Raw genomic sequence first — 25,803 nt, forward strand, 5'->3', positions numbered from 1 at the left:
CACAGGCTTTGACGCCCGCTTTTTCTGAATTTCGCGGTTCGTCTAGCATAGGAAACCCGGACTCGCAACACGCCGGACGCAGGAATGCGCCATAAGTCGGCCATAGTCGGGGCGAAACTTCACGGCGTGAGGTGTGTTCGTCTGTCAGAGGATATGAAACGCCGCTTTTGGCTCAGATGAAGCCGAATGCGTATCCGAGCGGGAGCGCCGCCAGCACTGCCTGGACCGCAAGCACGAGAAGGTTCTTTAACGTGAAGGAACCGTCCGACAGAAGCGAGAGAATGCGGCCGAAGGCGGCCAGTGCGAAACCTCCGCCAATCGCCATGTAGATCCAGCTTTGCGCCATCATCAGCGCGACGATGGCAAGCCCGGCATAGAAGCCGCCGGCCGAGCGCACGAAGGCCAGCCCTTCCCGGCTCGCCTCCTGAACCTGCAGGCCCGCAAGCCGGAGCGCCGTGCCCGGCGCAAACAGGGCGAACAATCCGATAAGCCCCGTCGCGACGGCCGCACAGAAGGCCAGGAACTCGCCGGTTTCGGTGGGTATGTAGAATTCCATCATGGCGGCCTCCGTCGCTTCGCGCGCATCCTCTATCGCATGGCGCGCCACGCCGCAGAAGCGGGGCAGGCGCCTGCGCACAATTCTTTGTTAACCATGCGCCTCAGAGGAAGCTCTGTGGATCGATGTCGAGTTGGACCTGGATCGACGCGCGTTCCTTCGGTCCATTGGCAAGCATCGCGCGCAGGAAGGCCTGCATCTCGCTTCCGCGCCGGCCGTGCACCAGAAGGCGGAAGCGATGACGGCCGCGCACCAGCGCGAGCGGCGCTTCCGCCGGCCCGAGGATCGAGATGCCGTCCGCATGGGGGGCCGCCTGGCGCAGGCCCCGCGCATGCGCTTCCGCCTCGTTGCGGCTGTCGGCCGAGACGATGACGGAGGCGAGCCGGCCGAAGGGCGGCAGGAGCGCCTTTTCCCGCTCGCCGATCTCGCGGTCGTAGAAGGCCTGCGCGTCGCCGGAGACGATGGCCTGCATGACCGGATGTGTCGGCTGATAGGTCTGGATGAGGCCGTGGCTCTTGAGGCCCGAGCGGCCCGCGCGGCCCGTCACCTGTGACAGCAGCTGGAACGTGCGCTCGGCCGCCCGCGGATCGCCGTTCGACAGGCCGAGATCCGCATCCACCACGCCGACCAGCGACATCAGCGGGAAATTGTGCCCCTTGGCCACCAGCTGCGTGCCGATGACGATATCCGCTTCGCCGCGCGCGATCGCTTCCAGCTCCAGCCTGAGCCGCTTCACGCCCATCAGGTCGGAGGAAAGCACGATGGTCCGCGCCTCCGGGAAATGTCGCTCCACCTCTTCTGCGATACGCTCGACGCCCGGCCCGCAGGCCGCGAGGTGATCGAACGTGCCGCATTCCGGGCAGGCTTCGGGCGTGCGCTCTGCATAGCCGCAATGGTGGCACTGGATCTGCCCGCGGAAACGATGCTCCACCAGCCAGCTCGAGCACTGTGGGCACTGGAAGCGATGGCCGCAAACCCGGCAAAGTGTCAGCGGGGCGTAGCCGCGCCGGTTGAGGAAGAGCAGCGCCTGCTGTTCCTTCTCGATGGTGCGTGCAATGCCGCGCAGCATGATGGGCGAGAGAAAGCCGCCCCGCGCCGGTGGATGGCGGCGCATGTCGATGAGATGCAGATCCGGCAGCGCCGCATCGCCATAGCGCGTCGGCAGGTGCAGTTTCCGGTACCGTCCGACATCGCTGTTGACGCGGCTTTCCACCGACGGCGTCGCCGAGACGAGCACGGCCGGAAAGTCGCCGATTCGCGCCCTGACCACCGCCATGTCTCGCGCATTGTAGAAGACGCGGTCTTCCTGCTTGTAAGCGGGGTCGTGCTCCTCGTCGACGATGACGAGGCCGAGATTCTCGAAGGGCAGGAAGAGCGCCGAGCGCGCGCCGGCGACCACCCGCACGTCGCCCGTCGTGACCTGCCGCCAGACCTTTTCGCGGGTGCGCGGCGCGAGATCAGAATGCCACTCCGCGGGCTTGGCGCCGAAACGATCCTGAAAGCGTTCGAGGAAGCTCGCCGTCAGCGCGATTTCCGGCAGCAGGATCAGCACCTGCCGGCCCTTCCGCAGCGTTTCGGCAATCGCCTCGAAATAGACCTCCGTCTTGCCCGAGCCGGTGATGCCGTCGATCAGGGACACCGAGAATTCGCCCTTGCGCACGCTCTCGATGAGTTCGGCCGCACTTTCCGTCTGCGGCCCTTCCAGCCGGGGCGCGACATAATCGGGGTCGGGCGGCGCAACGACCGGCGGCGGCGGCAGGAAGACCGTTTCGAACGTGCCCTGTTTGACAAGGCCGTCGACGACACTCGTCGAGGTGCCCGAGGCGTGGGCCAGCCCCGAACGCGTCCAGGGAATGCCATCTTCCACCAGCTCCAGCACGCGCTCGCGTGCGCTGGTCAGGCGCTCCGGCCGGTGCCCGGTGAAGCGCAGCCCCTCGATCATCGGCTCGGGATCGAAAGCGGTCGGCGCGCGCAGCGCCATGCGCGTCACGAGACCGGGCGGCGTGACGGTATAGGCGGAAACCCAGTCGAGGAAATCGCGCATTTCCTTCGACAGCGGCGGGCAGTCGAAGACCTTTTCGATGGGCCGGAGCTTCTTCGGATCGACCTTGCCGTCATCGCCGCCGTCCCACACGACGCCGGGCACCAGCCGTGGCCCGAGCGGCACCTGCACGATCGAGCCCGGCTGAACCGCCATGCCGTCAGGCACCGTATAGGAATAGGGCACCGGCGTCGGCACCGGCACCATGACGGGCACCGTGCGCGGAAAGAGTTTGTCTCCGAAAAGGTCGGTCGAATCGCTGCTCATTTCCCGCGACCATGCCCCCATGGCCGCGGGAAGAAAACCGCAAAGATGAAGCCCGCGTCATTCGTCATCGTCGGCCATAACGCCCGTCAGCCGCATGCCGTCGATCCAGGTCGCGCCGTCATTGCGCACGACCCGTTTCGCGCGCACGCCGCAGCGCGCTTCTACCTCGGCGGCCAGCCGCTCGGAATGGGTGACGACCCACAGCTGGCTCGTCTGCGCCGCCTGCGCGATCATCTCGGCGAGCGGCGAGAGCATGTCCGGGTGAAGGCTCGCCTCCGGTTCGTTGAGCGCGATCAGCGGCGGCGTGCGATAGGACAACAGCGCGGCGGCGAGCGCCAGAAAGCGGATCTGCCCGTCGGACAATTCGCGTGGCTGAAAGACGCGCTGCGGAAACTGCGGGAAGATCAACCCGTAGGAGGCGAATTCCTCCGGCTCCGGCACCGAAAGCTGCGCCCCGCCGAACGCATCCGCCACCGCCCGGTCGAGATCGACCGTGTCCTGCCGCGTCCATCGCAGCGTCGCAAACACCGCCGCCATATTGGCCCCGTCCTGGTCGAGCAGCGGGGCGGTAACGGCAAGGCACGGCTGGCGCAGCGCCGAATCCCGATCCGACCGGAAGCCATGGAAGAACCGCCATTGCGAGACCGCCCGGCGAAAGGTGCCGATTTCAGGGTAGTGCCCGGCATCGCCGAGCAGCGCGACCGCCGTTTCAGACGTGAGCGCCTGCTCGGGATATTCGATCATGCGGCCGTTCTCGTCGCGCACCATGATGCCCGGCCCGGCACGCTTCATGACGGTGACGGGGCGTCGCCCGGTCTCGATCGACAGCTCCTCCGCCTTGACCTGCGGCTCGAAGGTAAAGCCGGCGGCCGCCTTCGACGGGCGCAGCCCGGCTTCCACGCGGTAGCGGAAGGTGATCGCGCGCTCCTCGTCGAGAAGTTCCGTTTCCAGCCGGATGCGCACCGGCTCGTTGGCACGCCGCTTGCCCGTCCAAAGCGCCGAGGCCATGCCGCCCTCCGCGGCGATCTCGTGCGCAAAATTTCCGCGCACGGCCGCCTGCACCAGTTGCAGCGAGCGGTAGAGGTTCGACTTTCCCGCCCCGTTTTCCCCGATGAACAGGTTCACGCGCCCGAGATCCATGCGGATCGCGCGCAGCGAGCGGTAGTTTTCGGCAGACATGGAACGCAGCAGCATGGACCTATCCGGTTTGTCGAGGCACGTTTTAGGAACGGCTTCGTGTCTACAGGAAGGCAGGCTACTTTGGCGAGCGCTGTCCGGAACGTTAGCAGATCCCTAACGCAAATCGCCGATCCTGCGACGGACACTCCGGGGCAATCGCCAAAGGCAGGACATGACGGACCTTCTCATCATCGCCGATCCAACGCTCATGAACGAGCGGCAGGCATGGTTGGCAGCGCTTGCCGGCGAGCGTCGCCTTTCGGCCAACACGCTGGACGCCTACGAGCGCGACACCCGCCAGTTCCTCGCCTTCCTGACCGGGCACCTCGCCGCACCGGCCAGCCTGAAGGACATCGGCAACCTGCGGCCGGCGGACCTGCGTGGCTTCCTTGCCGCCCGCCGGCGCGACGGCGCGGGCGCGCGAACGCTCGGCCGCGGCCTTGCCGGCCTGCGCTCCTTCCTGCGTCATCTGGAGCGCAAGGGCCTCGCCAATTCCGCCGGCGCGACCGCCGTCCGCTCGCCGAAACAGCCGAAATCGCTGCCGAAGCCGCTCTCCGACCGACAGGCCATCGCCGTCGTCGATGCGCACGAGCAGCTGGCCGATGAACCATGGATCCGCGCCCGCAACGCCGCCGTGCTCGCCCTGCTCTACGGCTGCGGCCTGCGTATCTCGGAGGCGCTGGCGCTGACAAAGGCCGATTTCGCGGGAAGCCCGACATCGCTGCGCATCACCGGCAAGGGCGGCAAGACGCGCATCGTGCCGCTCATTGCGCCCGCCCGCGTGGGCGTGGAGGATTACATCAAGCTCTGCCCCTTCCCGCTCGGCGACGATGGGCCGTTGTTTCGCGGCGCGCGCGGCGGAGCCTTGCAGCCGGCGATCATACAACGGGAAATGCAGAAGATGCGCGGCGCGCTCGGCCTGCCGGACAGCGCCACGCCGCACGCACTGCGCCATTCCTTCGCCACCCACCTTCTGGCCGGCGGCGGCGACCTGCGCACCATCCAGGAGCTGCTCGGCCATGCCAGCCTCTCCACCACGCAGGTCTATACCGGTGTCGATTCCGCGCGGCTGCTCGAAATCTACGACCGCGCCCATCCGCGCGCCTGATCCGTTAAGAGATTCGTGAGAACCCCGGGACTAGGGTCGCCGCACAATGCAGGGAGTTCGACCATGACAGTCCTTCTTCACAAAAACCGCGTGGCGCTTGCCGACCGGGCGGCGGATGCCGGCCTGTGGCTGCTCGCCGCCGTCAACGTGCTGATCGCGCTCGCATTCCTGGTCGTGCTCGCATCCCTGTCGCCGGCGAACGCGCAGGACCTTCCAGCCTGCGGCGGCAACAACCTGCTGGCCAAGGTCGAAAAGAACGATCCTGCCGCCTTCGCCAAACTGCGCGCGGAGGCCGATGCCGTGCCGAACGGCAAGGCCATCTTCTGGAAGATCGAGAAGGACGGCAAGCCGGCCTCCTGGCTGCTCGGCACCATGCATGTGACCGATCCGCGCGTCGTCGCCATGCCGGACGGCGCACGCAAGGCCTTCGACGAGGCCGCGACGGTCGTCGTCGAATCCGACGAGATCGCCGACGAGAAGAAGGCCGGCGTCACCATTCTGGCGCGGCCGGACCTGACCATGTTCACCGACGGCAAGTCGATCACCGACTTCCTCGACAAGGACGATGCCGCGACGCTGGCCGAGGGGCTGAAAGGCCGTGGCCTGTCGCTGGCCGCCGTCGCGCGCATGAAACCGTGGATGATCGCAAGCTTCGTCGCGCTGCCCGCCTGCGAGATCACCCGAAAGACGGCCGGCGCCGCCTTCCTGGACCAGAAACTCGCCACGGATGCGCTGGCCGAAGGCAAGACCCTCAAGGGTCTCGAAACCCTGATCGAACAGATTTCCGCCCTCGATTCGCTGCCCATCGAACCGCAGATCCAAGGCCTTGTGCAGACCGTCGCGCTCGGCGACACGCTGCAGGACGTGATCGAGACGATGAGCCAGCTTTACCTCGCCGGCGATGTCGGCATGATCATGCCGATGATGCGCGCCGCAGCACCCCTGGAAGAGGGCGAGGTCGACAGCTATGCCGATTTCGAACAGCGCATCATCATCGACCGCAACCACACCATGGCGACCCGGGCTGCCCCGATCCTGGCGGACGGCAACGTCTTCATGGCCGTGGGCGCGCTGCATCTTCCCGGCGCGGAAGGCGTCGTGGAACTGCTGCGCAAGGAAGGCTTTACGGTTACGGCGGTGAACTGATCACGCGCGCACCGATCCCCGACAGCATGGTGCGGACGATCAGCTTGTGGAACGGCAGGACGGCGGCAAGGTAGAGCCGCCCGAGCAGGTTGTTGCGATGGACGAGGGTCATGATGGAGAGCGTCTGGCCGCAGGGCCGGTCGGACCGCACGTCGATGACGATGCGGAAGTCCAGGTGCCGGTCGTCGAAGCCCAGCACCACCCGGTCGTCGGTGACGCTCACCACGGGAAAGCCGCCGATCTCCCTGTCAGATGTCCGCACCTCGCCGGCCGCACCTTTCAGCCCGAACGGCGCGACCAGCGCGTTACGCAGCACCATCAGCCTGCGAACCCAGCGCGGCGGATGCTCCAGCGCCAGCCGCGCGGCCTCGCGCGCCGTGAGATGATCGACAGGCAGGCCGAGCGTGAACCGGTCCGCCCAGTCGGCAGCGGGAAGAACGGGATGGGGGAGCGAGACGGGTCTCGACACGGGCGACATGGCAGCCTCCTTCAAGACCGCCATGCTGCGCTTTAACGCCCGGAGATGACAGGCGGCCGGTTGTCGCAGCCGCCGTATCGGATCACATGTGGATGGGCTTGAAGAAGGTTGCGAGCGCGGCTTCCTTCACGGCTTCCGACATGGTCGGATGCGCGTGGCAGGTGCGGCCGAGATCTTCCGAAGAGCCGCCGAACTCCATCAGCACGGCCGCCTCGTGGATCATCTCGCCGGCACCGAAGCCGACGATATGCACGCCAAGCACGCGGTCCGTGTCCTTGTCGGCCAGAACCTTCACGAAACCGTCCGTCGCCAGCATGGCGCGGGCGCGGCCGTTGGCCGTGAACGGGAACTTGCCGACCTTGTAGGCGATGCCCGCAGCCTTCAACTCTTCCTCGGTCTTGCCGACGGAGGCGACTTCCGGCTGCGTGTAGACGACACCGGGGATGACGTCATAGTTCACATGACCCGCCTGTCCGGCGAGGATTTCGGCAACGGCGACACCCTCGTCTTCCGCCTTGTGGGCGAGCATCGGGCCGCGCACGACGTCGCCGAGTGCATAGATGCCGGGAACGTTCGTCTGGAAATGCTTGTCGATCTCGACGCGGCCGCGGCTGTCGAGCGCCACGCCGGCTTCCGCAAGGCCGAGGCCTTCGGTGTAGGGCTTGCGGCCGGTGGCGATCAGCACGACATCGGCGTCGATGGTGGTGGCCTCACCGCCCTTGACCGGCTCGAAGGTCACCTTGGCGCCTGCGCCCGTCTTCTCCACGCCCGTCACCTTGGCGCCGAGCTTGAAGTCGATGCCCTGCTTGGCCAGCATGCGCTGGAACTGCTTGGAGACCTCGCCGTCCATGCCGCCGAGGATCGTATCGAGATATTCCACGACCGTGACCTTGGCGCCGAGGCGCGCCCAGACCGAACCCAGCTCCAGCCCGATGACGCCGCCGCCGACGACGACCAGATGGCCGGGCACCTTGTCGAGCGCAATGCCGCCCGTCGAGGAGACGATGACCTTTTCATCGATCTCGACCGGGACGCCCGGAATGCCGGCGACGTCGGAACCCGTGGCGATCACGATGTTCTTCGTTTCGAGGACCTGCTCCTCGCCCTTGTCATTGGTGACGGAGACCTTGCCGGCGCCCAGCACCTTGCCGGTGCCCTGGATGCCGTCGATCTTGTTCTTCTTGAAGAGGAAGGCGACGCCGTCGACATTCGACTTCACCGTCGCATCCTTGTGCGCCATCATCTTCGGCAGATTGAGGGTCGGCTTCACGCCGTCGATGCCGAGCGCTTCCATGCCGTGGGCGGCATGGCTGTAGGTCTCCGACGCATGCAGCAGCGCCTTGGACGGGATGCAGCCGACATTGAGGCAGGTGCCGCCATAGGTGGCGCGCTTTTCGACGACCGCGACCTTCAGCCCGAGCTGGGCCGCCTTGATGGCGCAGACATAGCCGCCGGGGCCGGAACCGATAACGATGAGATCATATGCCATGACAAGTCCTTCCTGCGCAGGGCCTAGCGGCCGCCGCTGACGTTGAGGGCGGCACCCGTTACATAGGATGCCGCATCGGAGAGAAGATAGAGAATGGATTGGGCCACTTCATCGGCCGTGCCCGGCCGCTGCATCGGGATGAGCGACGCCATGTCGCGCGCCCGGTCCGGCAAGCCGCCGGAAGCGTGGATTTCGGTATCGATGATGCCGGGGCGCACGAGGTTCACGCGAACGCCTTCAGCTGCGACCTCACGGGCGAGGCCAATGGTGAAGCTCTCGATCGCGCCCTTGCTGGCGGCATAGTCGACATACTGCCCGGCAGCACCGAGCAGGGCCGCAACGGAGGAGAGGTTGACGATCGCCCCGCCCGCGCCGCCGTGACGGGTCGACATGCGACGTACGGCTTCCTGCGCGCAGCGGATGGAGCCCATGACGTTGACGGCGAACATGCGCTCCAGCCGCTCGGACGACATCTCGTCGACGCGCTGCGGCGTCGCCACGATGCCGGCATTGTTGACGAGGCCGTCGAGCCGGCCGAACGTGCCGTCGATGGTCGAGAAGATCGAGGCAAGGCCAAGCTCGGTGCCCACATCGCCCTGAACGGGGATCGCCGAACCGCCGGCCGCGCGGATATCCGCCACCACGGCTTCGGCAGCCTGGAGATTGGTGACATAGTTCACGGCAACCTGCCAGCCGGCCGCACCCGCCAGCCGGCAGACGCTGGCGCCGATGCCACGGCTGCCGCCGGTCACGAGAAGAACGGGAGCCTCGCTCACGCCGCGCACCCCTTGAGCTTGAGAAGATCCCACGGCACCACCTTTGCCTTGCCCTCGTCCCACAGCGTCGAATAGCGCAGCGACGGGCCGAAACCGGAGAGCAGCACGCCTGCCGCTGCCGTAGCACTCTCCTCAGGCAGGTCGGCCGCACCGCCCGCGCCGTCGAGCGCGTAGATCACGCCCTCCCAGACCGTGCAGGCGGCGATCTCCTCGCCGGTCACATCGCCCTCCGGGCACTTGTACATGACCACGCCGTTCGAGCGGGCGGGATCGCCCGGCATGACGATACCGTCCAGCACGGTGCCGCTTGAAAGGACCTTCAGCTTGAAATGGTGGCTCGTCGCGGCAGCGTCGGAGCCGATGGGTTCGAAGGTCAGTTCATAGCCGCCGTCGCGGTCTGCGTAGATCGCGCGGTCCTGCCGGCACTCCGCCGCGAAGGCGGAGGTTGCGGCAAGCAGACCGGCGAGAGCGAGGACGACGCGCATGGCTAGTGCGCCTTTTCCGTCGCGAGCTTGATGCCCAGCGCGATGAAGACGAGGCCGCTCGTGCGGTCGATCCACTGGCTGGCCCGTGAGAACGCCGCACGCATGCGCGGCGTCGTCATGAAGAGCGAGACGCCGACGAACCAGGCGATCAGGCAGGTTGCCATGACGAGGCCGTAGCCGAACTTCACGGCGATCGGCGTGTGCGCGCTGACGACGGTGGAGAAGATCGACAGGAAGAAGAACACCGCCTTGGGATTGAGCGCATTGGCAAGGAAGCCGAGCCCAAAGGCGCGCAGCGCCGACTGGTCGCTCTTTGCACCCTCGCGCCCCTCCACCGCCTCGAGCGAGAGATCGGCCTTGCCGGCGCGCAGCGCCTTGATGCCGATATAGATGAGATAGGCCACGCCGCACCACTTCACGATGTTGAAGAGATAGATCGACTGGGAAATGATCAGCCCGAGGCCGAGGATCGTGTAGGTGACGTGGAACATCAGCGACGCGCCGACGCCAAAGGACGTGACGATCGCCGCCCGGCGCCCGTGCACGAGCGACTGGCGCATGACCATGGCGAGATCGGCCCCCGGCGAAACGATGGCGAAGGAGAAGATGGCCATCAGCGAGGCGAGTTCGAGAAGATAGCTGCTCATCGCGCTCGTCCTCCTAGACGATGATGGCGCCCGCCATCACCGCCAGGCCCGCCAGCGAGGCAAGCCAGACCAGCGAGCGGATATAGGGAATGCCCGTCAGATAGAGCGGGATATAGACGAGGCGGGCAATGAACCACAGCCATGCGCCGATGAGACCCCAGCCCGAGGGGTCGCCGGCAATCGCAAGCGCCAGGGCAAGCGCGACGAAACCGGCATAGGTCTCGCGGAAGTTGGCGGACGCGCGCGCGGCGCGTCCGGCGAGGATGCCTTGCGGTTCGCGCGCGCCGTCACGCGGACCGGCATTCCACTGCGAACCGAGCTCGCGCGTGGCGAGCATGCCCTGCAGGAGGATATGGAAGACGAGCAGCGCCACACTCAGGACGATGAGCACGAGCATGGGGTAAGCCAACGCTGCCGTCTCCATGAAAGCCTCCTTAGAGATCCAGAACCAGACGCTCCGGATCTTCCAGGCTGTCCTTGACGCGAACGAGGAAGGTCACCGCTTCCTTGCCGTCGACGATACGGTGGTCATAGGACAGCGCGAGATACATCATCGGGCGGATGACGATCTGGCCACCGACGACGACCGGGCGCTCCTGGATCTTGTGCATGCCGAGGATGCCCGACTGCGGGGCGTTCAGGATCGGCGAGGACATCAGCGAGCCGTAGACGCCGCCGTTCGAGATGGTAAACGTGCCGCCCTGCATGTCGGCCATGGACAGCGCGCCGTCACGCGCGGCCTTGCCGAGACGGCCGATTTCCTTCTCGATGGCGGCAATGCCCATCTGGTCGGCATCGCGCACGACCGGAACCACCAGACCCTTGTCCGTGCCGACGGCGACGCCGACATGGCAGTAGTTCTTGTAGATGATGTCGGTGCCGTCGATTTCGGCATTGACGGCCGGCAGTTCCTTCAGCGCATGCGTCACGGCCTTGGTGAAGAAGCCCATGAAGCCGAGCTTCACGCCGTGCTTCTTCTCGAAGAGGTCCTTGTAGCGGTTGCGCAGGTCCATCACGGCCGACATGTCCACCTCGTTGTAGGTGGTCAGCATCGCTGCGGTGTTCTGCGCGTCCTTGAGGCGCTTGGCGATGGTCTGGCGCAGGCGCGTCATCTTCACGCGTTCTTCGCGCGGCGCATCGGCCTCGGAGGAGGCCGGACGGGCGGCAACCTTGGCAGGCTCGGCCGATGCAGCCGTCGATGCCGTGATGCCCTTGGCGACGGCAGCCAGCACGTCGCCCTTCAGCACCTGGCCGCGCTTGCCCGAACCATCGACCTGATCGGCCGAGAGGTTGTTTTCGGCAAGAAGCTTTGCGGCGGCAGGAGCCGCCGGCATGGTGGACGCGCCGCCGGCGGCGGGCTTGGCTTCGGCGACCGGAGCGGCGGCAGGGGCCTTCTCGACCTTTTCGGCAGCGGCGGGAGCGGCAGCGGCAGCACCGGCGGACGCGCCTTCGGTGATCTGGCCGAGCAGGCCGCCCGGCTCGACGGTCTCGCCGGCATTGGCGGTGATTTCGCCCAGCACGCCCGAGGCGGGCGCCGGCACTTCGATCGTCACCTTGTCGGTTTCGAGCTCACAGAGCGGCTCGTCGGCCTTGACGACGTCGCCCACCTTCTTGAACCAGGTGCCGACGGTCGCTTCGCTGACGGATTCGCCCAGGGTCGGGACGCGGATTTCGGTAGCCATGATTGTGTTCCGTTCGTTCGTGTCTTGTTGTCAGGGATACCGGGCGGATCAACCGCCCAGCGCGTCCTCGAGGAAGGCGGCGAGCTGCGCGAGGTGCTTCGACATCAGGCCCGTTGCCGGCGATGCGGCAGCCGGACGGCCGGTGTAGCGCACGCGCTGGTACTTGGCGTCGATATGGGCGAGCACCCATTCGAGATAGGGATCGATGAACGCCCAGGCGCCCATGTTCTTGGGCTCTTCCTGGCACCAGACCATCTCGGCGTTGCGGAAGCGCGAAAGCTCGTTGATCAGCGCCTTGGCCGGGAACGGATAGAGCTGTTCCAGGCGCAGCAGGTAGACATCGTCGATGCCGCGCTTTTCGCGCTCTTCCAGCAGGTCGTAGTAGACCTTGCCCGAGCACATCACGACACGGCGGATCTTGGCGTCCTTCTGGAGCTTGATCGGCCCGTCCTTGATCACCTCGGCGTCGTCCCACAGCAGGCGGTGGAACGAGGTTTCTCCCGCCATTTCCGACAGCGACGAGACGGCCCGCTTGTGGCGCAGCAGCGACTTCGGCGTCATCATGATGAGCGGCTTGCGGAAATCGCGCTTCACCTGGCGACGCAGGATGTGGAAATAGTTCGCCGGCGTCGTGACGTTGGCGACCTGCATGTTGTCTTCCGCGCAGAGCTGCAGGAAGCGCTCAAGACGGGCGGAGGAATGCTCCGGCCCCTGGCCCTCATAGCCATGCGGCAGAAGGCAGACGAGGCCCGACATGCGCAACCACTTGCGTTCGCCCGACGAGATGAACTGGTCGAAGATGACCTGTGCACCATTGGCGAAGTCGCCGAACTGGGCCTCCCAAAGGGTGAGCGCGTTCGGACGGGCCAGCGAATAGCCGTATTCGAAGCCGAGCACGGCTTCTTCCGAGAGCATCGAGTTGATGACCTCGTAGCGCGCCTGCGTGGGCGACAGGTTGGCGAGCGGAATGTAGCGGTCTTCGGTTTCCTGATCGTAGAGAACCGAGTGACGCTGCGAGAACGTGCCGCGCTCGCAATCCTGGCCGGACAGGCGGATCTTGGTGCCTTCCACGCACAGCGTGCCGAAAGCCAGAGCCTCGCCCATCGCCCAGTCGATGCCCTCGCCCGTCTCGATCATCTGCATGCGGTTATCCATGAACCGCTGGATGGTCTTGTGAGCCTTGAAGCCTTCCGGGATCGTCGCGATCTTGCGGCCGATTTCCTTGAGCTGCTTCATCGGCACCGAGGTTTTGCCGCGGCGCTGTTCGTCCTGGTTGTCGGCCGAGCGCAGGCCCGACCATGCACCGTCGAGCCAGTCGGCCTTGTTCGGCTTGTAGGATTGGCCGGCCTCGAACTCCTGTTCGAGATTGGCGCGCCAGTCGGCCTTCATCTTCTCGAATTCGCCTTCGGAGATGACGCCTTCGGCAATGAGCCGCGCGCCATAAAGGCTGACCACGGTCTTGTGGGCGCGGATCGCCTTGTACATCTTCGGCTGCGTGAACGCCGGCTCGTCGCCTTCGTTGTGGCCGAAGCGGCGGTAGCAGAAGATATCCAGCACGACCGGCTTGTGGAACTTCATGCGGAATTCGGTCGCGACCTTGGCGGCATAGGTCACCGCCTCCGGATCATCGCCGTTCACATGGAAGATCGGCGCCTCGATCATCTTGGCCACGTCAGACGGATAGGGCGAAGAGCGCGAGAAGGCCGGGTTCGTGGTGAAGCCGATCTGGTTGTTGATGATGACGTGGACCGTGCCGGCGACGCGATGGCCGCGCAGGCCGGACAGGCCGAGGATTTCGGCCACGACGCCCTGGCCTGCAAAGGCCGCATCGCCGTGCAGCAGGAGCGGCATCACCTTCGCGCGTTCGCGCAGCGGAATGATATCGCCTTCGAACACCGTCGCCATCTGGTCCTGCTTGGCGCGGGCCTTGCCCATCACGACAGGGTTGACGATCTCGAGATGCGAGGGGTTGGCCGTCAGCGACAGGTGCACCTTGTTGCCGTCGAACTCGCGGTCCGAGGAGGCGCCGAGATGGTACTTCACGTCGCCGGAACCTTCGACGTCGTCAGGCGCGTAGGAGCCGCCCTTGAACTCGTGGAACACGGCGCGGTGGGGCTTGGCCATCACGTTGGTGAGAACGTTCAGGCGGCCGCGGTGGGCCATGCCGAGCACGATTTCCTTGAGGCCCAGCTGGCCGCCGCGCTTGATGATCTGCTCCAGCGCCGGGATCAGCGCTTCGCCGCCATCCAGGCCGAAACGCTTGGTGCCCTTGTACTTGACGTCGATGAACTGCTCGAAACCCTCGGCCTCGATCAGCTTCTGGAGGATCGCCTTCTTGCCCTCGGGCGTGAAGTCGACGCCCTTGTCCGGGCCTTCGATGCGCTCCTGGATCCAGCCCTTTTCCTCCGGGTTGGAGATGTGCATGAATTCGACGCCGATCGTCGAGCAGTAGGTGCGCTCGAGGATTTCGACCATTTCGCGCACGGTGGCATATTCGAGGCCGAGCACGTTATCGATGAAGATCTTGCGGTCGAGGTCCTTCTCCTCGAACCCGTAATTCGAAGGCGAAAGCTCGTGATAGTCCTCGACGGGTGCCGCGATGGCGAGCGGGTCGAGCTTGGCGTGCAGGTGGCCGCGGGCGCGGTACGCGCGGATCATCATGATGGCGCGCACGCTGTCGCGCGTCGCCTGGTTGACGTCGGCCTGGTTGACGGGCGTGCCGGTCTGCGCGGCGGCGGCTTCAGCCTTCGCCTGCACCTTCTTTTCCAGGACCTTTTCGACCACGCCCCAATTGCCGTCGAGCGCGGAGACGAGTTCGCCATTGGCGGCGATCGGCCAGTTCGCGCGCTTCCACGAAGCACCCTTGGCGGCCTTCACGACATCGGAAGGCTGGTCTTCGAGTGCCTTGAAGAAGGCCTGCCATTCCTCGCCGACGGAGGCGGGGTTCGCCTCGTACTGGGCATAGAGCTGCTCGATATACGCCGCGTTCGCTCCGTCGAGGAAGGAAGTGGCCAGGAATTGTTCGTTGGCGTCTTGCCGTGCCATGGTCTTTCGCGGGCGCCGCGCCCGCCTCCCGAACGATCGTGTTGACCGGGCCTGCCCGGTTTTCCGCCCGCCCGGCTTTTAGCCGGCGACCGGTGAGATGGGCTGGCCGGCTTCGTCAGCCGGCCAGCCCGTTTCGTTGTCAGCCCTTCAGGACTTCCACCAGCGTCTTGCCGAGGCGCGCCGGAGAGGGCGAAACCGTGATGCCCGCCGCTTCCATGGCGGCGATCTTGGATTCCGCGTCGCCCTTGCCGCCCGAGACGACAGCGCCGGCATGGCCCATGGTGCGGCCCTTCGGCGCCGTGCGGCCCGCGATGAAGCCGGCCATCGGCTTCTTGCGGCCCTTCTTGGCTTCGTCGATGAGGAACTGCGCCGCATCTTCTTCAGCCGAACCGCCGATTTCGCCGATCATGATGATGGACGTCGTGGCGTCGTCGGCCAGGAACATCTCCAGCACGTCGATGAACTCGGTGCCCTTGACCGGGTCGCCGCCGATGCCGACGGCCGTGGTCTGGCCGAGGCCTTCGTTGGAGGTCTGGAACACCGCTTCATAGGTAAGCGTGCCGGAGCGCGAAACAATACCGACGGAGCCCTTGCGGAAGATCGAGCCCGGCATGATGCCGATCTTGCATTCTTCCGGCGTCAGGATGCCGGGGCAGTTCGGGCCGAGCAGGCGCGAGGAGGAGCGGTCGAGGCGCGCCTTGACGCGCACCATGTCCGCGACCGGGATGCCCTCGGTGATGCAGGTGATGAACGGGATTTCCGCATCGATCGCCTCGATGATCGCATCCGCGGCACCGGCCGGCGGAACGTAGATCACGGACGCATCCGCGCCGGTCTTTTCCTTGCCTTCGGCGACGGAGGCGAAGATCGGCAGGCTTTCGCCCTTGGAGCCGGTCCAGGTTTCGCCGCCCTTCTTCGGGTGGATGCCGCCGACCATCTGCGTGCCGTAGTAAGCGAGCGCCTGTTCGGTGTGGAAGGTCCCGGTCTTGCCGGTCAGGCCCTGAACGAGGACCTTGGTGTTCTTGTTGACGAGAATCGACATGAGGTCTGGTCCTTCCGTTAGCCGTTGATCGCGGCGACGATCTTCTTGGCAGCGTCGTCCAGATCGTCGGCGGCGGTGATCGCCAGGCCGGATTCGTTCAGGATCTTCTTGCCAAGCTCGACATTCGTGCCTTCGAGGCGAACGACCAGCGGAACCTTGAGGCCGACTTCCTGCACGGCAGCGACCACGCCTTCGGCGATGACGTCACACTTCATGATGCCGCCGAAGATGTTGACGAGGATGCCCTCGACCTTCGGGTCGGCGGTGATGATCTTGAAGGCAGCCGCCACCTTCTCCTTGCCGGCGCCGCCGCCGACGTCGCAGAAGTTCGCCGGCTCCTTGCCGTAGAGCTTGATGATGTCCATCGTCGCCATGGCGAGACCGGCGCCGTTGACCATGCAGCCGATGTTGCCGTCGAGCGCCACATAGGCGAGATCCCACTTGGAGGCCTCGATTTCCTTGGCGTCTTCCTCGGTCTCGTCGCGCAGCGCCTTGATGTCGTCGTGGCGGAACAGCGCGTTGCCGTCGAAGGAGACCTTGGCGTCGAGAACGCGCACGCGGCCGTTCTTCATGACGATCAGCGGGTTGATCTCGAGCAGGCTCATGTCCTTCTCGACGAAGGCCTTGTAGAGGATCGGGAACAGCTTCTCGCCGTCGGCCTTGGCTTCGCCTTCGAGCTTGAGGGCCGAGGTCAGCTTCGCCAGATCGTCGGCGGTGACGCCTTTCTCCGGGTTGATCGCGACGGTGACGATCTTCTCCGGCGTGTCATGCGCGACGGCCTCGATGTCCATGCCGCCTTCGGTGGAGACGACGAAGGCCACCTCGCCGACGGAACGGTCGACCAGCAGGGAGAGATAGAGTTCGCGGTCGATATCGGCGCCGTCCTCGATATAGAGGCGGTTCACCTGCTTGCCGGCAGGGCCGGTCTGGGCGGTGACGAGCGTATTGCCGAGCATTTCCTTGGCATGGGCCTTGGCTTCGTCGATAGAGAAGGCAAGGCGCACGCCGCCCTTCGCATCGGGACCGAGCTCCTTGAACTTGCCCTTGCCGCGGCCGCCGGCATGAATCTGGCTCTTGACCACGTAAAGCGGGCCGGGCAGCGACTTGGCAGCCGCCTCAGCCTCGTCGGCGGAGAAGATCGCCACGCCTTCGGCGACCGGCGCGCCATAGCTCTTCAGAAGAGCCTTGGCCTGATATTCATGAATGTTCATGGTGAAATCCTGTCTGGAGCATGTCCAGCAAAATGCCTTTGCCGGACATGCGTGAACAAAAGAACCGGAATTACTTCAGCACGGGTGCAATGTTGATGCAGGCTTCGCAAAGGCCTGCGACGGCCGCGACCGACTTCTCGAAGGCTTCCTGCTCGGCCTTGTTGAACTCGACCTCGATGATGCGCTCGACGCCACCCTCGCCGATGACGGTGGGAACGCCGACATACATGTCCTTCACACCGTACTGGCCCGACAGGTAAGCCGCGCAGGGCAGAACCCGCTTCTTGTCCTTCAGGTAGGACTCGGCCATTTCGATCGCGGACGCGGCCGGCGCATAGTAGGCCGAGCCCGTCTTGAGCAGGCCGACGATCTCCGCGCCGCCGTCACGGGTACGCTGGATGATTTCTTCCAGGCGCTCCTTGGTGACCCAGCCCATCTTGACGAGGTCGGTCAGCGGAATGCCGGCGACGGTGGAGTAACGGGCGAGCGGCACCATCGTGTCGCCGTGGCCGCCGAGAACGAAGGCGGTGACGTCCTGGACGGACACCTTGAATTCCTCGGAGAGGAAGAGGCGGAAGCGGGCCGAGTCCAGCACGCCGGCCATGCCGACGACCTTGTTCTTCGGCAGGCCGGAGAACTTCTGCAGCGCCCAGACCATCGCGTCGAGCGGGTTGGTGATGCAGATGACGAAGGCGTCGGGGGCGTATTTCTTGATGCCGGCGCCGACCTGTTCCATGACCTTGAGGTTGATGCCGAGCAGGTCGTCGCGGCTCATGCCGGGCTTGCGGGCAACGCCGGCGGTGACGATGCAGACATCGGCACCCTCGATCGCGGCATAGTCGCTGGCGCCCGTCAGCGAAGCATTGAAGCCTTCGACCGGCGAGGATTGGGCGATATCGAGGCCCTTGCCCTGCGGGATACCGTCGGCAATGTCGAAGAGGACGATGTCGCCCAGCTCCTTCAGGCCGGCGAGATGCGCCAGCGTACCACCGATCATGCCAGAACCAATAAGTGCGATCTTCTTGCGGGCCATGAAAGCTTCCTTTGCTTCGATCAACGGGCCCGGCAATGTCGCAACCGCAGGACCCTTCGGCGCAAGGGCTTACGCTTGTCAGGTTAAAAATTCAATACATACTTTTGGATCGAAGTATTTCAATCGGTTAGATGCAAATTTTCTTACGTAAACGTAAGAATTTCCGTCATGCTTTCGTCACGCCCGTGCTGTATCTGGCGTTGTGGTCCGCCAGATACTCGGTGCTGCGGATCTCGATGAGGCGCGAGACGGTGCGATCGAATTCGAAGCCTTCCGTGCCCTTGCGGGTGACCAGAAGATCTTCCGGCGCGGCGGCGGCGGACGCGAAAAGCCGCGCGCGGTGATCGTAGATCGTGTCCACGAGATTGATGAAGCGCTTGGTCTCGTTGCGCTTTTCCGCACCGAGCAGCGGGATGTGATCCACAAACAGCGTATCGTAATGCGCAAGGATCTCGAGATAATCGGCAGCACCCAGCGGCCTGGCGCACAGGTCGGCAAAGGAAAAGCGGGCAACGCGCCCGGCCGCCTGCGGCACGGCGATGGCTCGCCCGCGAAACGACAGCGTCGCCGGCGCGACCGTCGCGCCCGCCGTCTCGCGGCGCCAGGCGGCATCCATCGCCGCATCCGCCTCGCTGTCCAGCGGATGGCGGAAAACGGGCAGGCCGCTGTCCTTTTCCATGCGGTAGTCCGTCACGGAATCGAGCGGCACGATCTCGACATACTGTTTGAGAAGATCGACGAAGGGCAGGAAGAGGTCGCGGTTGAGCCCCTCGCGATAAAGATTGTCCGGCTCGACATTCGACGTCGCGACGAGGATGCAGCCACGCTGGAAAAGCTCGCCGAAGAGCCGCGACAGGATCATCGCATCCGCGATGTCGGTCACGGAGAATTCGTCAAAGCAGAGCAGGCGTGCTTCCTCGACGAGGCTGGCGGCCACCGGCGGCACGGGGTCGGCCTGCTTGGTCTCGCCCGCCTTCAGCTTCTGCCGGTGTTTGTGGATGCGGTCGTGCACATCCGCCATGAATTCGTGGAAATGCGCCCGCCGCTTGCGCTTCAGCGGCGCAAGCTCGAAGAACATGTCCATCAACATGGTCTTGCCCCGGCCGACGCCGCCATGGATGTAGAGCCCCTTCGGGGCCGCGACGCTTTCGGGCTTGCGGGAGGCGAAGAGCCAGCCGAGCGCGCTCGACTTGCGCGCCGGCCGCTGGACGTGGAGTTCACTCAGCAGCCTGTCGAAGCGCAGCGCCATCGCCTGCTGCGCCGCATCCGGCTTCAGCGTTCCGCTTGCCACGAGGGCCTTCAGCCTGCCTGAAACGCCATGTTCCGGATGTGTCGAAACACTGTCCCAGTGCTTGCCCATGGGCGATGCTTATCCGCGTCGGAAGAGAAAGGGATCAGCGCGACAGGCTAACCGGCTGGCCCGAATTGGTCGATCCGTCGAAGCGGGTATCGGCGGTCTTGTAGAGACGCGCGATGGGATTGCCCTCGCGGTCCTTCAGCACGACCTGCTTGCCGGCGACTTCCCAGGAGCCCATCGCCGTCAGCTCGCCCGCGCAACCGCGCGTGCCGCCGCGCGACCCGCCGCCGAGATTGGTGAGAGTCAGGAACATGTCGCAGGAAGACGGACCGTTCGCCACCCGCCAGTTGCCGACCATGGATTCCTTCTTGACGTCGAGCGCGCTCGCCGCGGCGGCGGCGTTGCCCGTGCCGGTCGCCATGGCCGTGTCGGTCGTCGGCTGGGCGGGGAACTGCGCGGTATCCGTGGTCGGATCGGGCAGTTGGCTGGACGAGACGCTGCCGACGGGCTGGCCCTGGAGCGGCGTGATGTTCGGCTGCGTATTCACGCTGTCCATCGGCGCGGTCCGCTGGCACCCCGCAAGAGCAAGCGCCATCATCAGTCCGCCTGCCACATGATGAATCCGCATGTCGATACTCCCGATATCTGCCCGATACTGCTGCCGTGCAGCAATTCTCGCCGAATTAACGTGAATCGCCCGCATGAATCAAGACGGAACGGCCCGAATGATCAGGCCGCCTCGTCACGTTTCGTGAACGCTGCTTATGTAGGTCAGAGACGGCGCTCGACCAGCATCTTCTTGATCTCGCCGATTGCCTTGGCCGGATTGAGGCCTTTCGGGCAAGCCTGGGCGCAATTCATGATCGTGTGGCAGCGATAGAGGCGGAAGGGATCTTCCAGATTGTCGAGGCGCTCGCCGGTCGCTTCGTCGCGGCTGTCGATCAGCCAGCGATAGGCCTGGAGCAGGACGGCCGGGCCGAGATAACGGTCGCCGTTCCACCAGTAGCTGGGACAGGAGGTCGAGCAGCAGGCGCAGAGAATGCACTCGTAGAGCCCGTCCAGCTTGAGACGGTCGTCATGGCTCTGCTTCCACTCCTTGGCCGGCGTCGGCGACACGGTCTTCAGCCAGGGCTCGATCGAGCGGTGCTGGGCGTAGAAGTTGGTGAGGTCAGGGATGAGATCCTTCACCACGGGCATATGCGGCAGCGGATAGACTTTCACCGCGCCCTTCACCTCGTCCATGCCCTTGGTGCAGGCGAGCGTGTTGGTGCCGTCGATGTTCATGGCGCAGGAGCCGCAGATGCCTTCGCGGCAGGAGCGGCGCAGCGTCAGCGTCGGATCGATCTTGTTCTTGATGTAGAGCAGCGCATCGAGAACCATCGGCCCGCAATCGTCGACATCGATGTAATAGGTGTCGATCGACGGGTTCTTGCCGTCGTCGGGGTTCCAGCGGTAAACGCGTAGCTCGCGCGTGTTGGTGGCGCCGGCCGGCTTCGGCCAGACCTTGCCTTCGCTGATCTGCGAGTTTTTCGGGAGAGCGAGTTCAACCATGTCCTGTTCTCCTCGATATCAGTAGACGCGCGCCTTGGGCGCGATCTTCTGGGGATCGATGCCGTCGGCGATGAGGTCGGTGTGCACGGGGCGATAGTCGAGCTTCACGTCGCCCGCCTCGTTGACCCATGCGAGCGTGTGCTTGCGCCAGTTGACGTCGTCGCGGCCGCCGAACGGACCGTCGACATAGTCCTCGCGGGCATGCGAGCCGCGGCTTTCCTTGCGCGCTTCGGCACCGTAGACCGTGGTGATGGCGTTGGCCATCAGGTTTTCCAGCTCCAGCGTCTCGACGAGGTCGGAATTCCAGATCATCGAGCGGTCGGTGACCTTGATGTCGGGCAGTTCCTTCCAGATTTCCGTGATGCGCTTGCAGCCGTTTTCCAGCGATTCCTGCGTACGGAACACGGCGGCGTCTTCCTGCATGGTGCGCTGCATCTTGTCGCGCAGCACGGCTGTCGGCGTGCTGCCATTGGCGTAGCGCAGGCGGTCGAAGCGATCCATGATCCTGTCGCAGGCGGCGATGTCGAGCGCCGGGACAGGCTCGTTGCGATCGATGACCTCGCCGGCGCGGATGGCCGCGGCACGGCCGAACACCACCAGGTCGATCAGCGAGTTGGAGCCGAGGCGGTTTGCGCCGTGCACCGAAGCGCAGCCGGCTTCGCCCACGGCCATGAGGCCGGGCGCGATGCGCTCCGGGTTCTGGCCGTCGGCATTGAGCACCTCGCCCCAGTAGTTCGTGGGAATGCCGCCCATATTGTAGTGCACGGTCGGCAGGACCGGGATCGGCTCACGCGTCACGTCCACGCCCGCGAAGATCTTCGCGCTCTCGGAAATGCCCGGCAGGCGCTCGTGCAGAACGGCCGGATCGAGATGGTCGAGATGCAGGAAGATGTGGTCCTTGTTCTTGCCGACGCCGCGGCCTTCGCGGATTTCCATCGTCATGCAGCGCGAGACGACGTCGCGCGAGGCGAGGTCCTTGGCGGACGGCGCATAACGCTCCATGAAGCGCTCGCCTTCGGAGTTGACGAGATAGCCGCCTTCGCCGCGCGCGCCCTCGGTGATGAGGCAGCCCGCGCCGTAGATGCCGGTCGGGTGGAACTGTACGAATTCCATGTCCTGCAAAGGCAGGCCGGCGCGCGCGATCATGCCGCCGCCGTCACCCGTGCAGGTATGGGCCGAGGTGGCCGAGAAGTAGGCACGGCCGTAGCCGCCGGTCGCCAGAACCACCATCTTGGCGGCGAAGCGATGGATCGTGCCGTCGTCGAGGTTCCAGGCCACGACGCCGGTGCAGCGGCCGTCGGCCGACATGATCAGGTCGAGCGCGAAATACTCGATGAAGAATTCCGCATTGTTGCGCAGCGACTGGCCATAGAGCGTGTGCAGGATGGCGTGGCCGGTACGGTCGGCGGCGGCACAGGTGCGCTGCACCGGCGGGCCCTCGCCATAGTTCTGCATGTGACCGCCGAACGGGCGCTGGTAGATCTTGCCTTCGGCATTGCGTGAGAAGGGCACGCCGTAATGCTCGAGCTCATAGACCGCCTTCGGCGCTTCCATGGCGAGATACTGCATGGCGTCGACGTCGCCGAGCCAGTCGGAGCCCTTGACGGTATCGTACAGGTGCCACTGCCAGCAGTCGGGCGTCATGTTGACGAGCGAGGCGGCGATGCCGCCCTGGGCGGCGACGGTGTGCGAACGCGTCGGGAAGACCTTGGTGATGCAGGCCGTCTTGAGACCCTGCTCGGCCATGCCGAGCGTGGCGCGCAGGCCCGCACCGCCGGCCCCGACGACGATCACGTCGAAGGAGTGGTCCACATAGGTATAGGCCTTGCCGTTGGCCGCCGGGGAGGAGTTCGCTGCCATGATGGATTATCCTGCGAAGGCGATCTTGAGGACGGCGAAAAGACAGAGAGCGCCGACCAGAAACGCGAAGAAGGTATTGAGCATGAGAAGGACGATCTTGATGCCTTCCGCATGCACGTAGTCCTCGATGATGACCTGCATGCCGAGCTTCATGTGCACGAGGCCGGAGATCACGACGAGGCCCATGATAACGGCCACGAACGGGTTCGATAGCGCTGCCGTCACCTCCGCATAGGAGGCGCCGTTGTAGCAGATGAGGAAGCCGACGAAGAACAGAATGAGCGGAACGTTCGACATGGCCGTCAGGCGCTGGCGCCAGAAATGCTCCGTGCCGTCCTTTGCCGAGCCGAGACCACGAACCTTGCCGAGGGGAGTGCGCATATCCATGACGGTGTCCTCAGCGGGCCAGATAGCCGGCGACCCAGATCAACACGGTGAGCGTGATCGAGACGACCGGAGTAAGAATGGCGATCCTGGTGGCGAAGTGCTTCTCGTAGCCGTGGCCCATGTCCCACATGAAGTGGCGGAGCCCGCCGAGCATGTGATGCATCAGCGCCCAGGTATAGCCGAAGAGCACGAGGCGGCCGATCAGCGTGCCGAAGAACCAGCTGACCCAGCTGAAATAGGCTTCGCCCGAAGCGGCGGCGATCAGCCACCAGGCGACCAGCACCGTGCCGAAGTAGAGCGCCGCACCGGTGATGCGGTGCACGATGGACATGACCATCGTCGGGATCGGCTTGTAGACTTGGAGATGCGGCGAGAGCGGCCGGCTTCGAGTGACATTCGCCATCTGAACCTCACGGAACCCCGGAGAGCCATAAACTGGACAAATTTTCTCCGGAATTGCAGTATGTTGTGCACAATGCAGTGATTGCGACGTTTAATCACCGGAAAGCGGAACCACAAGCCTCATTGCAGTGCAAAATGAATTTAATCGATTAGAGATCGCGCCTGCGGCCGCCCCGTTTTGAGACATCGCCGCGCCGTTAACGATATCTGCAAATTCTTCAAGCGTGTCAGTGACTTTCCGCGGCCAGGGGGCCATTCTGCCCGTTAACGATTTGTTAACCACCCACGGAAGGCAGGACAGAATGACTCTGTTATCGGCACTCCGCGCGACGAAAGTCCTCGTGCTTGCGGCCGCGCTCGTGACAGGCGGCATGACGGCCGCCCATGCCGGCGACGGCCTGCGCCATCGCCATCACCACAATCATGGCGGCCATGGCGGCCTGAAGACGATTTCGCGTCTCGATACCGATGCCAGCCGCGGCGGCTTCAGCACCCGGCTGCGCTATCACGGCGACGGCGGCAGGCGCGCCGATCCGGATTTCTACGCCGGCGGCATCGTCGCCTATCGTGACGGCGGCAGCGGTCTTTATTTCTATGTCGAGGACGACGGCGGCTATCGCTGGTCCGCCCGGCCGGCGGAGCGCCGTGCAAGCGGGCCGAAGATCATAACGCTCAGCCCGGGTCACAACGACTGTGCATGGGAAGCGGGCGTCTGCGTCATCCGGCCGGGCCGGTGAAACGCCAGACCGTGGTCTTCTTGACCTCGCTGTCCTCCAGCGCCCGCGTCACCGGCACGGTATAGGTGGCGAGCGCTTCCATGCGCTCGCGCGGGCAATAGGCGCGGCCGGGATCGCCGACCAGCACCGTGGCGCCGCGCGCGGCAAGCGCGGCAAACCAGGGAATGAGCGCTTCGGCGAAGGCGCGGTCGTAAAATACGTCGCCGGCAAGAACGACGTCCCAGCCTTCGTCGCGTCCAAGCATATCCTCGCTCGTGCTGTCGAGCGACACGTCGTTCAACGCCGCGTTCAGGCAAATCGCCGTTCCGCTCCAGGGATCGATATCCGCCGCCAGCACCGAGGCAGCGCCTGAAAGCAGCGCCGCGATGCCGACGAGGCCGGAGCCGCTGGCGAAATCGAGCACCGATTTGCCGGCTACCAGCGCCGGGTGATCCAGCACATGGCGCGCAAGCCCCTGGCCGCCCGCCCAGGCAAAAGCCCAGAAGGGCGGCGGCAGGCCGATCTCCTCCAGCTCCGCCTCGGTCTTCAGCCACAGGTCATGCGCCTCGGAGGCGAGCCTGAGCTGCACCTCCGGCACATGCGGCGGCGCCAGCACGTCCGTATTTTCGATGATGAAGACCTGCGGGGCCGTCCTCACGAGCAGGTCAGCGCGGCGGGTTGTCGAGACCGCCCATGCGGCAGACCTCGATCCACTCCTCCTCCGTGACCGGCTGCACCGAAAGGCGCATGGAGGTGACGAGCGCCATCTTGGCAAGCTTCGGGTTGGCCTTCACGTCCTTGAGCGAGACGGGCTTCGGCATGTCGCACACCGCGCGGATATCGACGCAGTCCCAGCGCGGATCGTCGCCCGCGGTCGAATCGGGGTGCGACAGGGCGCAGACCTCGGTGATGCCGACGACCTCCAGCCCCTCGTTGGAGTGGTAGAAGAAGCCCTTGTCGCCGATCTTCATGGCCCGCATGTTGTTGCGCGCCAGGTAGTTGCGCACGCCGTCCCATTCCTCGCCGGCCTCGCCTTTCGACTTCAGCTTGTCCCAGGAGAACTTGAAGGGTTCGGATTTGTAGAGCCAGTACGCCATCGACTCAGGCCTCCGGGTTGTTGAAGACCCAGTTCCAGGCCTTCACCTCGACGGACGCGAACAGGCCGGCCTTGGCATAGGGATCGTTGGCGGCGATTTCGCGCGCGGCCTCGATCGTCTCGGCCTTGACCACGACGAGGCTGCCCGTCGGCTTGCCGTCCTCGCCGAGGAAGGGGCCGGCAAAGGCAAGCGTGCCTTCCGTGTTGAGCGCGTTCAGATAGGCGACGTGTTCGGGACGGGTGTCGAGGCGCACCTGCAGCGCGCCGGGCTTGTCCTGGCAGACGAATGCGAAAAGCATGGACGATCCT

General features: G+C 65.1%; 26 protein-coding genes. 3 read left to right on the forward strand and 23 right to left on the reverse strand.

Annotated features, from left to right (window positions below; all coding sequences use genetic code 11):
• Positions 1–172: 172 nt before the first annotated feature.
• The 3 genes from GR158_RS18085 to GR158_RS18095 form a co-directional block, all read right to left on the reverse strand.
• Positions 173–556, reverse strand: a complete 384-nt coding sequence (locus tag GR158_RS18085) for a DUF4345 domain-containing protein (RefSeq protein ID WP_160872122.1) — start codon at positions 554–556, stop codon at positions 173–175.
• 103 nt (positions 557–659) lie between these two features.
• Positions 660–2,864 carry a primosomal protein N' gene (locus GR158_RS18090; protein ID WP_160872063.1) on the reverse strand — a complete coding sequence of 735 codons (2,205 nt, stop codon included), beginning with the start codon at positions 2,862–2,864 and terminating at the stop codon, positions 660–662.
• 57 nt (positions 2,865–2,921) lie between these two features.
• Positions 2,922–4,058, reverse strand: coding sequence for an AAA family ATPase (locus tag GR158_RS18095; protein ID WP_160872064.1), 1,137 nt, complete (start codon positions 4,056–4,058; stop codon positions 2,922–2,924).
• Positions 4,059–4,215: 157 nt separating this feature from the next.
• Between GR158_RS18095 and GR158_RS18100 the strand changes: the two genes are divergently transcribed.
• Positions 4,216–5,151, forward strand: a complete 936-nt coding sequence (locus GR158_RS18100) for a tyrosine recombinase XerC (protein ID WP_134649339.1) — start codon at positions 4,216–4,218, stop codon at positions 5,149–5,151.
• Positions 5,152–5,214: 63 nt separating this feature from the next.
• Entirely contained in the window at positions 5,215–6,297 is a 1,083-nt protein-coding gene (locus GR158_RS18105) for a TraB/GumN family protein (protein WP_160872065.1), read from the forward strand.
• Here GR158_RS18105 and GR158_RS18110 read toward each other — a convergent pair.
• The 17 genes from GR158_RS18110 to sdhC all read right to left on the reverse strand — a co-directional run bounded on the left by GR158_RS18110 (position 6,281) and on the right by sdhC (position 23,683).
• Positions 6,281–6,775, reverse strand: coding sequence for a DUF2867 domain-containing protein (locus GR158_RS18110; RefSeq protein WP_246665710.1), 495 nt, complete (start codon positions 6,773–6,775; stop codon positions 6,281–6,283). The two genes, GR158_RS18105 and GR158_RS18110, sit on opposite strands and share 17 nt — an antisense overlap.
• An 82-nt stretch (positions 6,776–6,857) precedes the next feature.
• Positions 6,858–8,264 carry a dihydrolipoyl dehydrogenase gene (lpdA, locus tag GR158_RS18115; RefSeq protein WP_134649336.1) on the reverse strand — a complete coding sequence of 469 codons (1,407 nt, stop codon included), beginning with the start codon at positions 8,262–8,264 and terminating at the stop codon, positions 6,858–6,860.
• Between the two features lie 23 nt (positions 8,265–8,287).
• Positions 8,288–9,040 carry an SDR family oxidoreductase gene (locus GR158_RS18120; RefSeq protein WP_134649335.1) on the reverse strand — a complete coding sequence of 251 codons (753 nt, stop codon included), beginning with the start codon at positions 9,038–9,040 and terminating at the stop codon, positions 8,288–8,290.
• Complete coding sequence (locus tag GR158_RS18125; protein WP_160872067.1) at positions 9,037–9,525, reverse strand: hypothetical protein; 489 nt, start codon at positions 9,523–9,525, stop codon at positions 9,037–9,039. Before GR158_RS18125 ends, GR158_RS18120 begins: the two co-directional genes overlap by 4 nt.
• Positions 9,526–9,527: 2 nt before the next feature.
• Positions 9,528–10,172, reverse strand: a complete 645-nt coding sequence (locus GR158_RS18130) for a LysE family translocator (RefSeq protein WP_134649333.1) — start codon at positions 10,170–10,172, stop codon at positions 9,528–9,530.
• Positions 10,173–10,185: 13 nt separating this feature from the next.
• Positions 10,186–10,596, reverse strand: coding sequence for an MAPEG family protein (locus tag GR158_RS18135; RefSeq protein ID WP_160872068.1), 411 nt, complete (start codon positions 10,594–10,596; stop codon positions 10,186–10,188).
• 10 nt (positions 10,597–10,606) lie between these two features.
• Positions 10,607–11,854, reverse strand: coding sequence for a 2-oxoglutarate dehydrogenase complex dihydrolipoyllysine-residue succinyltransferase (gene odhB, locus GR158_RS18140; protein ID WP_160872069.1), 1,248 nt, complete (start codon positions 11,852–11,854; stop codon positions 10,607–10,609).
• Between the two features lie 48 nt (positions 11,855–11,902).
• Positions 11,903–14,899 carry a 2-oxoglutarate dehydrogenase E1 component gene (locus GR158_RS18145; RefSeq protein WP_134649330.1) on the reverse strand — a complete coding sequence of 999 codons (2,997 nt, stop codon included), beginning with the start codon at positions 14,897–14,899 and terminating at the stop codon, positions 11,903–11,905.
• Between the two features lie 139 nt (positions 14,900–15,038).
• Positions 15,039–15,941: a succinate--CoA ligase subunit alpha gene (sucD, locus tag GR158_RS18150; RefSeq protein WP_160872070.1), complete on the reverse strand. Its 903-nt coding sequence runs from the start codon at positions 15,939–15,941 to the stop codon at positions 15,039–15,041.
• Positions 15,942–15,958: 17 nt separating this feature from the next.
• Entirely contained in the window at positions 15,959–17,152 is a 1,194-nt protein-coding gene (sucC, locus tag GR158_RS18155; RefSeq protein ID WP_160872071.1) for an ADP-forming succinate--CoA ligase subunit beta, read from the reverse strand.
• Between the two features lie 70 nt (positions 17,153–17,222).
• A complete protein-coding gene (gene mdh, locus GR158_RS18160; protein ID WP_160872072.1) occupies positions 17,223–18,185 on the reverse strand; it encodes a malate dehydrogenase in 963 nt (320 codons plus the stop codon).
• 166 nt (positions 18,186–18,351) lie between these two features.
• Positions 18,352–19,545, reverse strand: coding sequence for a cell division protein ZapE (gene zapE / locus GR158_RS18165; RefSeq protein WP_160872073.1), 1,194 nt, complete (start codon positions 19,543–19,545; stop codon positions 18,352–18,354).
• Between the two features lie 34 nt (positions 19,546–19,579).
• Positions 19,580–20,110, reverse strand: coding sequence for a protease inhibitor Inh/omp19 family protein (locus GR158_RS18170; RefSeq protein WP_160872074.1), 531 nt, complete (start codon positions 20,108–20,110; stop codon positions 19,580–19,582).
• Between the two features lie 143 nt (positions 20,111–20,253).
• Positions 20,254–21,033: a succinate dehydrogenase iron-sulfur subunit gene (locus GR158_RS18175; protein WP_134649324.1), complete on the reverse strand. Its 780-nt coding sequence runs from the start codon at positions 21,031–21,033 to the stop codon at positions 20,254–20,256.
• Positions 21,034–21,051: 18 nt separating this feature from the next.
• Positions 21,052–22,893 carry a succinate dehydrogenase flavoprotein subunit gene (gene sdhA, locus GR158_RS18180; protein WP_134649323.1) on the reverse strand — a complete coding sequence of 614 codons (1,842 nt, stop codon included), beginning with the start codon at positions 22,891–22,893 and terminating at the stop codon, positions 21,052–21,054.
• Between the two features lie 6 nt (positions 22,894–22,899).
• Positions 22,900–23,280, reverse strand: coding sequence for a succinate dehydrogenase, hydrophobic membrane anchor protein (gene sdhD, locus GR158_RS18185; protein ID WP_160872075.1), 381 nt, complete (start codon positions 23,278–23,280; stop codon positions 22,900–22,902).
• Positions 23,281–23,290: 10 nt separating this feature from the next.
• Entirely contained in the window at positions 23,291–23,683 is a 393-nt protein-coding gene (gene sdhC, locus GR158_RS18190) for a succinate dehydrogenase, cytochrome b556 subunit (RefSeq protein ID WP_160872076.1), read from the reverse strand.
• A 301-nt stretch (positions 23,684–23,984) separates the two neighbouring features.
• Here sdhC and GR158_RS18195 point away from each other — a divergent pair, with 301 nt between their 5' ends.
• Entirely contained in the window at positions 23,985–24,419 is a 435-nt protein-coding gene (locus GR158_RS18195; RefSeq protein ID WP_160872077.1) for a hypothetical protein, read from the forward strand.
• Here GR158_RS18195 and GR158_RS18200 read toward each other — a convergent pair.
• The 3 genes from GR158_RS18200 to GR158_RS18210 are packed head-to-tail and all read right to left on the reverse strand — an operon-like array spanning position 24,400 to position 25,793.
• On the reverse strand, positions 24,400–25,056 hold the full coding sequence (locus GR158_RS18200; protein WP_160872078.1) for a methyltransferase: 657 nt from the start codon (positions 25,054–25,056) through the stop codon (positions 24,400–24,402). The genes GR158_RS18195 and GR158_RS18200 overlap by 20 nt on opposite strands.
• Before the next feature lie 7 nt (positions 25,057–25,063).
• A complete protein-coding gene (locus GR158_RS18205) occupies positions 25,064–25,495 on the reverse strand; it encodes an EVE domain-containing protein (RefSeq protein ID WP_134649318.1) in 432 nt (143 codons plus the stop codon).
• Between the two features lie 4 nt (positions 25,496–25,499).
• Positions 25,500–25,793, reverse strand: coding sequence for a YciI-like protein (locus GR158_RS18210; protein WP_134649317.1), 294 nt, complete (start codon positions 25,791–25,793; stop codon positions 25,500–25,502).
• Positions 25,794–25,803 lie beyond the last annotated feature (10 nt).

This window comes from Shinella sp. AETb1-6, assembly GCF_009826875.1.
Lineage (GTDB): Bacteria > Pseudomonadota > Alphaproteobacteria > Rhizobiales > Rhizobiaceae > Shinella > Shinella sumterensis.

What these genes read in the sequence shown, in the direction of transcription:
- GR158_RS18085 (WP_160872122.1), bottom strand. Translation starts at nt 556, where the DNA reads ATGGAATTCTACATACCCACCGAAACCGGCGAGTTCCTGGCCTTCTGT.
- GR158_RS18090 (WP_160872063.1), bottom strand. Translation starts at nt 2,864, where the DNA reads ATGAGCAGCGATTCGACCGACCTTTTCGGAGACAAACTCTTTCCGCGC.
- GR158_RS18095 (WP_160872064.1), bottom strand. Translation starts at nt 4,058, where the DNA reads ATGCTGCTGCGTTCCATGTCTGCCGAAAACTACCGCTCGCTGCGCGCG.
- GR158_RS18100 (WP_134649339.1), top strand. Translation starts at nt 4,216, where the DNA reads ATGACGGACCTTCTCATCATCGCCGATCCAACGCTCATGAACGAGCGG.
- GR158_RS18105 (WP_160872065.1), top strand. Translation starts at nt 5,215, where the DNA reads ATGACAGTCCTTCTTCACAAAAACCGCGTGGCGCTTGCCGACCGGGCG.
- GR158_RS18110 (WP_246665710.1), bottom strand. Translation starts at nt 6,775, where the DNA reads ATGTCGCCCGTGTCGAGACCCGTCTCGCTCCCCCATCCCGTTCTTCCC.
- lpdA (WP_134649336.1), bottom strand. Translation starts at nt 8,264, where the DNA reads ATGGCATATGATCTCATCGTTATCGGTTCCGGCCCCGGCGGCTATGTC.
- GR158_RS18125 (WP_160872067.1), bottom strand. Translation starts at nt 9,525, where the DNA reads ATGCGCGTCGTCCTCGCTCTCGCCGGTCTGCTTGCCGCAACCTCCGCC.
- GR158_RS18130 (WP_134649333.1), bottom strand. Translation starts at nt 10,172, where the DNA reads ATGAGCAGCTATCTTCTCGAACTCGCCTCGCTGATGGCCATCTTCTCC.
- GR158_RS18135 (WP_160872068.1), bottom strand. Translation starts at nt 10,596, where the DNA reads ATGGAGACGGCAGCGTTGGCTTACCCCATGCTCGTGCTCATCGTCCTG.
- odhB (WP_160872069.1), bottom strand. Translation starts at nt 11,854, where the DNA reads ATGGCTACCGAAATCCGCGTCCCGACCCTGGGCGAATCCGTCAGCGAA.
- GR158_RS18145 (WP_134649330.1), bottom strand. Translation starts at nt 14,899, where the DNA reads ATGGCACGGCAAGACGCCAACGAACAATTCCTGGCCACTTCCTTCCTC.
- sucD (WP_160872070.1), bottom strand. Translation starts at nt 15,941, where the DNA reads ATGTCGATTCTCGTCAACAAGAACACCAAGGTCCTCGTTCAGGGCCTG.
- sucC (WP_160872071.1), bottom strand. Translation starts at nt 17,152, where the DNA reads ATGAACATTCATGAATATCAGGCCAAGGCTCTTCTGAAGAGCTATGGC.
- mdh (WP_160872072.1), bottom strand. Translation starts at nt 18,185, where the DNA reads ATGGCCCGCAAGAAGATCGCACTTATTGGTTCTGGCATGATCGGTGGT.
- zapE (WP_160872073.1), bottom strand. Translation starts at nt 19,545, where the DNA reads ATGGGCAAGCACTGGGACAGTGTTTCGACACATCCGGAACATGGCGTT.
- GR158_RS18170 (WP_160872074.1), bottom strand. Translation starts at nt 20,110, where the DNA reads ATGCGGATTCATCATGTGGCAGGCGGACTGATGATGGCGCTTGCTCTT.
- GR158_RS18175 (WP_134649324.1), bottom strand. Translation starts at nt 21,033, where the DNA reads ATGGTTGAACTCGCTCTCCCGAAAAACTCGCAGATCAGCGAAGGCAAG.
- sdhA (WP_134649323.1), bottom strand. Translation starts at nt 22,893, where the DNA reads ATGGCAGCGAACTCCTCCCCGGCGGCCAACGGCAAGGCCTATACCTAT.
- sdhD (WP_160872075.1), bottom strand. Translation starts at nt 23,280, where the DNA reads ATGGATATGCGCACTCCCCTCGGCAAGGTTCGTGGTCTCGGCTCGGCA.
- sdhC (WP_160872076.1), bottom strand. Translation starts at nt 23,683, where the DNA reads ATGGCGAATGTCACTCGAAGCCGGCCGCTCTCGCCGCATCTCCAAGTC.
- GR158_RS18195 (WP_160872077.1), top strand. Translation starts at nt 23,985, where the DNA reads ATGACTCTGTTATCGGCACTCCGCGCGACGAAAGTCCTCGTGCTTGCG.
- GR158_RS18205 (WP_134649318.1), bottom strand. Translation starts at nt 25,495, where the DNA reads ATGGCGTACTGGCTCTACAAATCCGAACCCTTCAAGTTCTCCTGGGAC.
- GR158_RS18210 (WP_134649317.1), bottom strand. Translation starts at nt 25,793, where the DNA reads ATGCTTTTCGCATTCGTCTGCCAGGACAAGCCCGGCGCGCTGCAGGTG.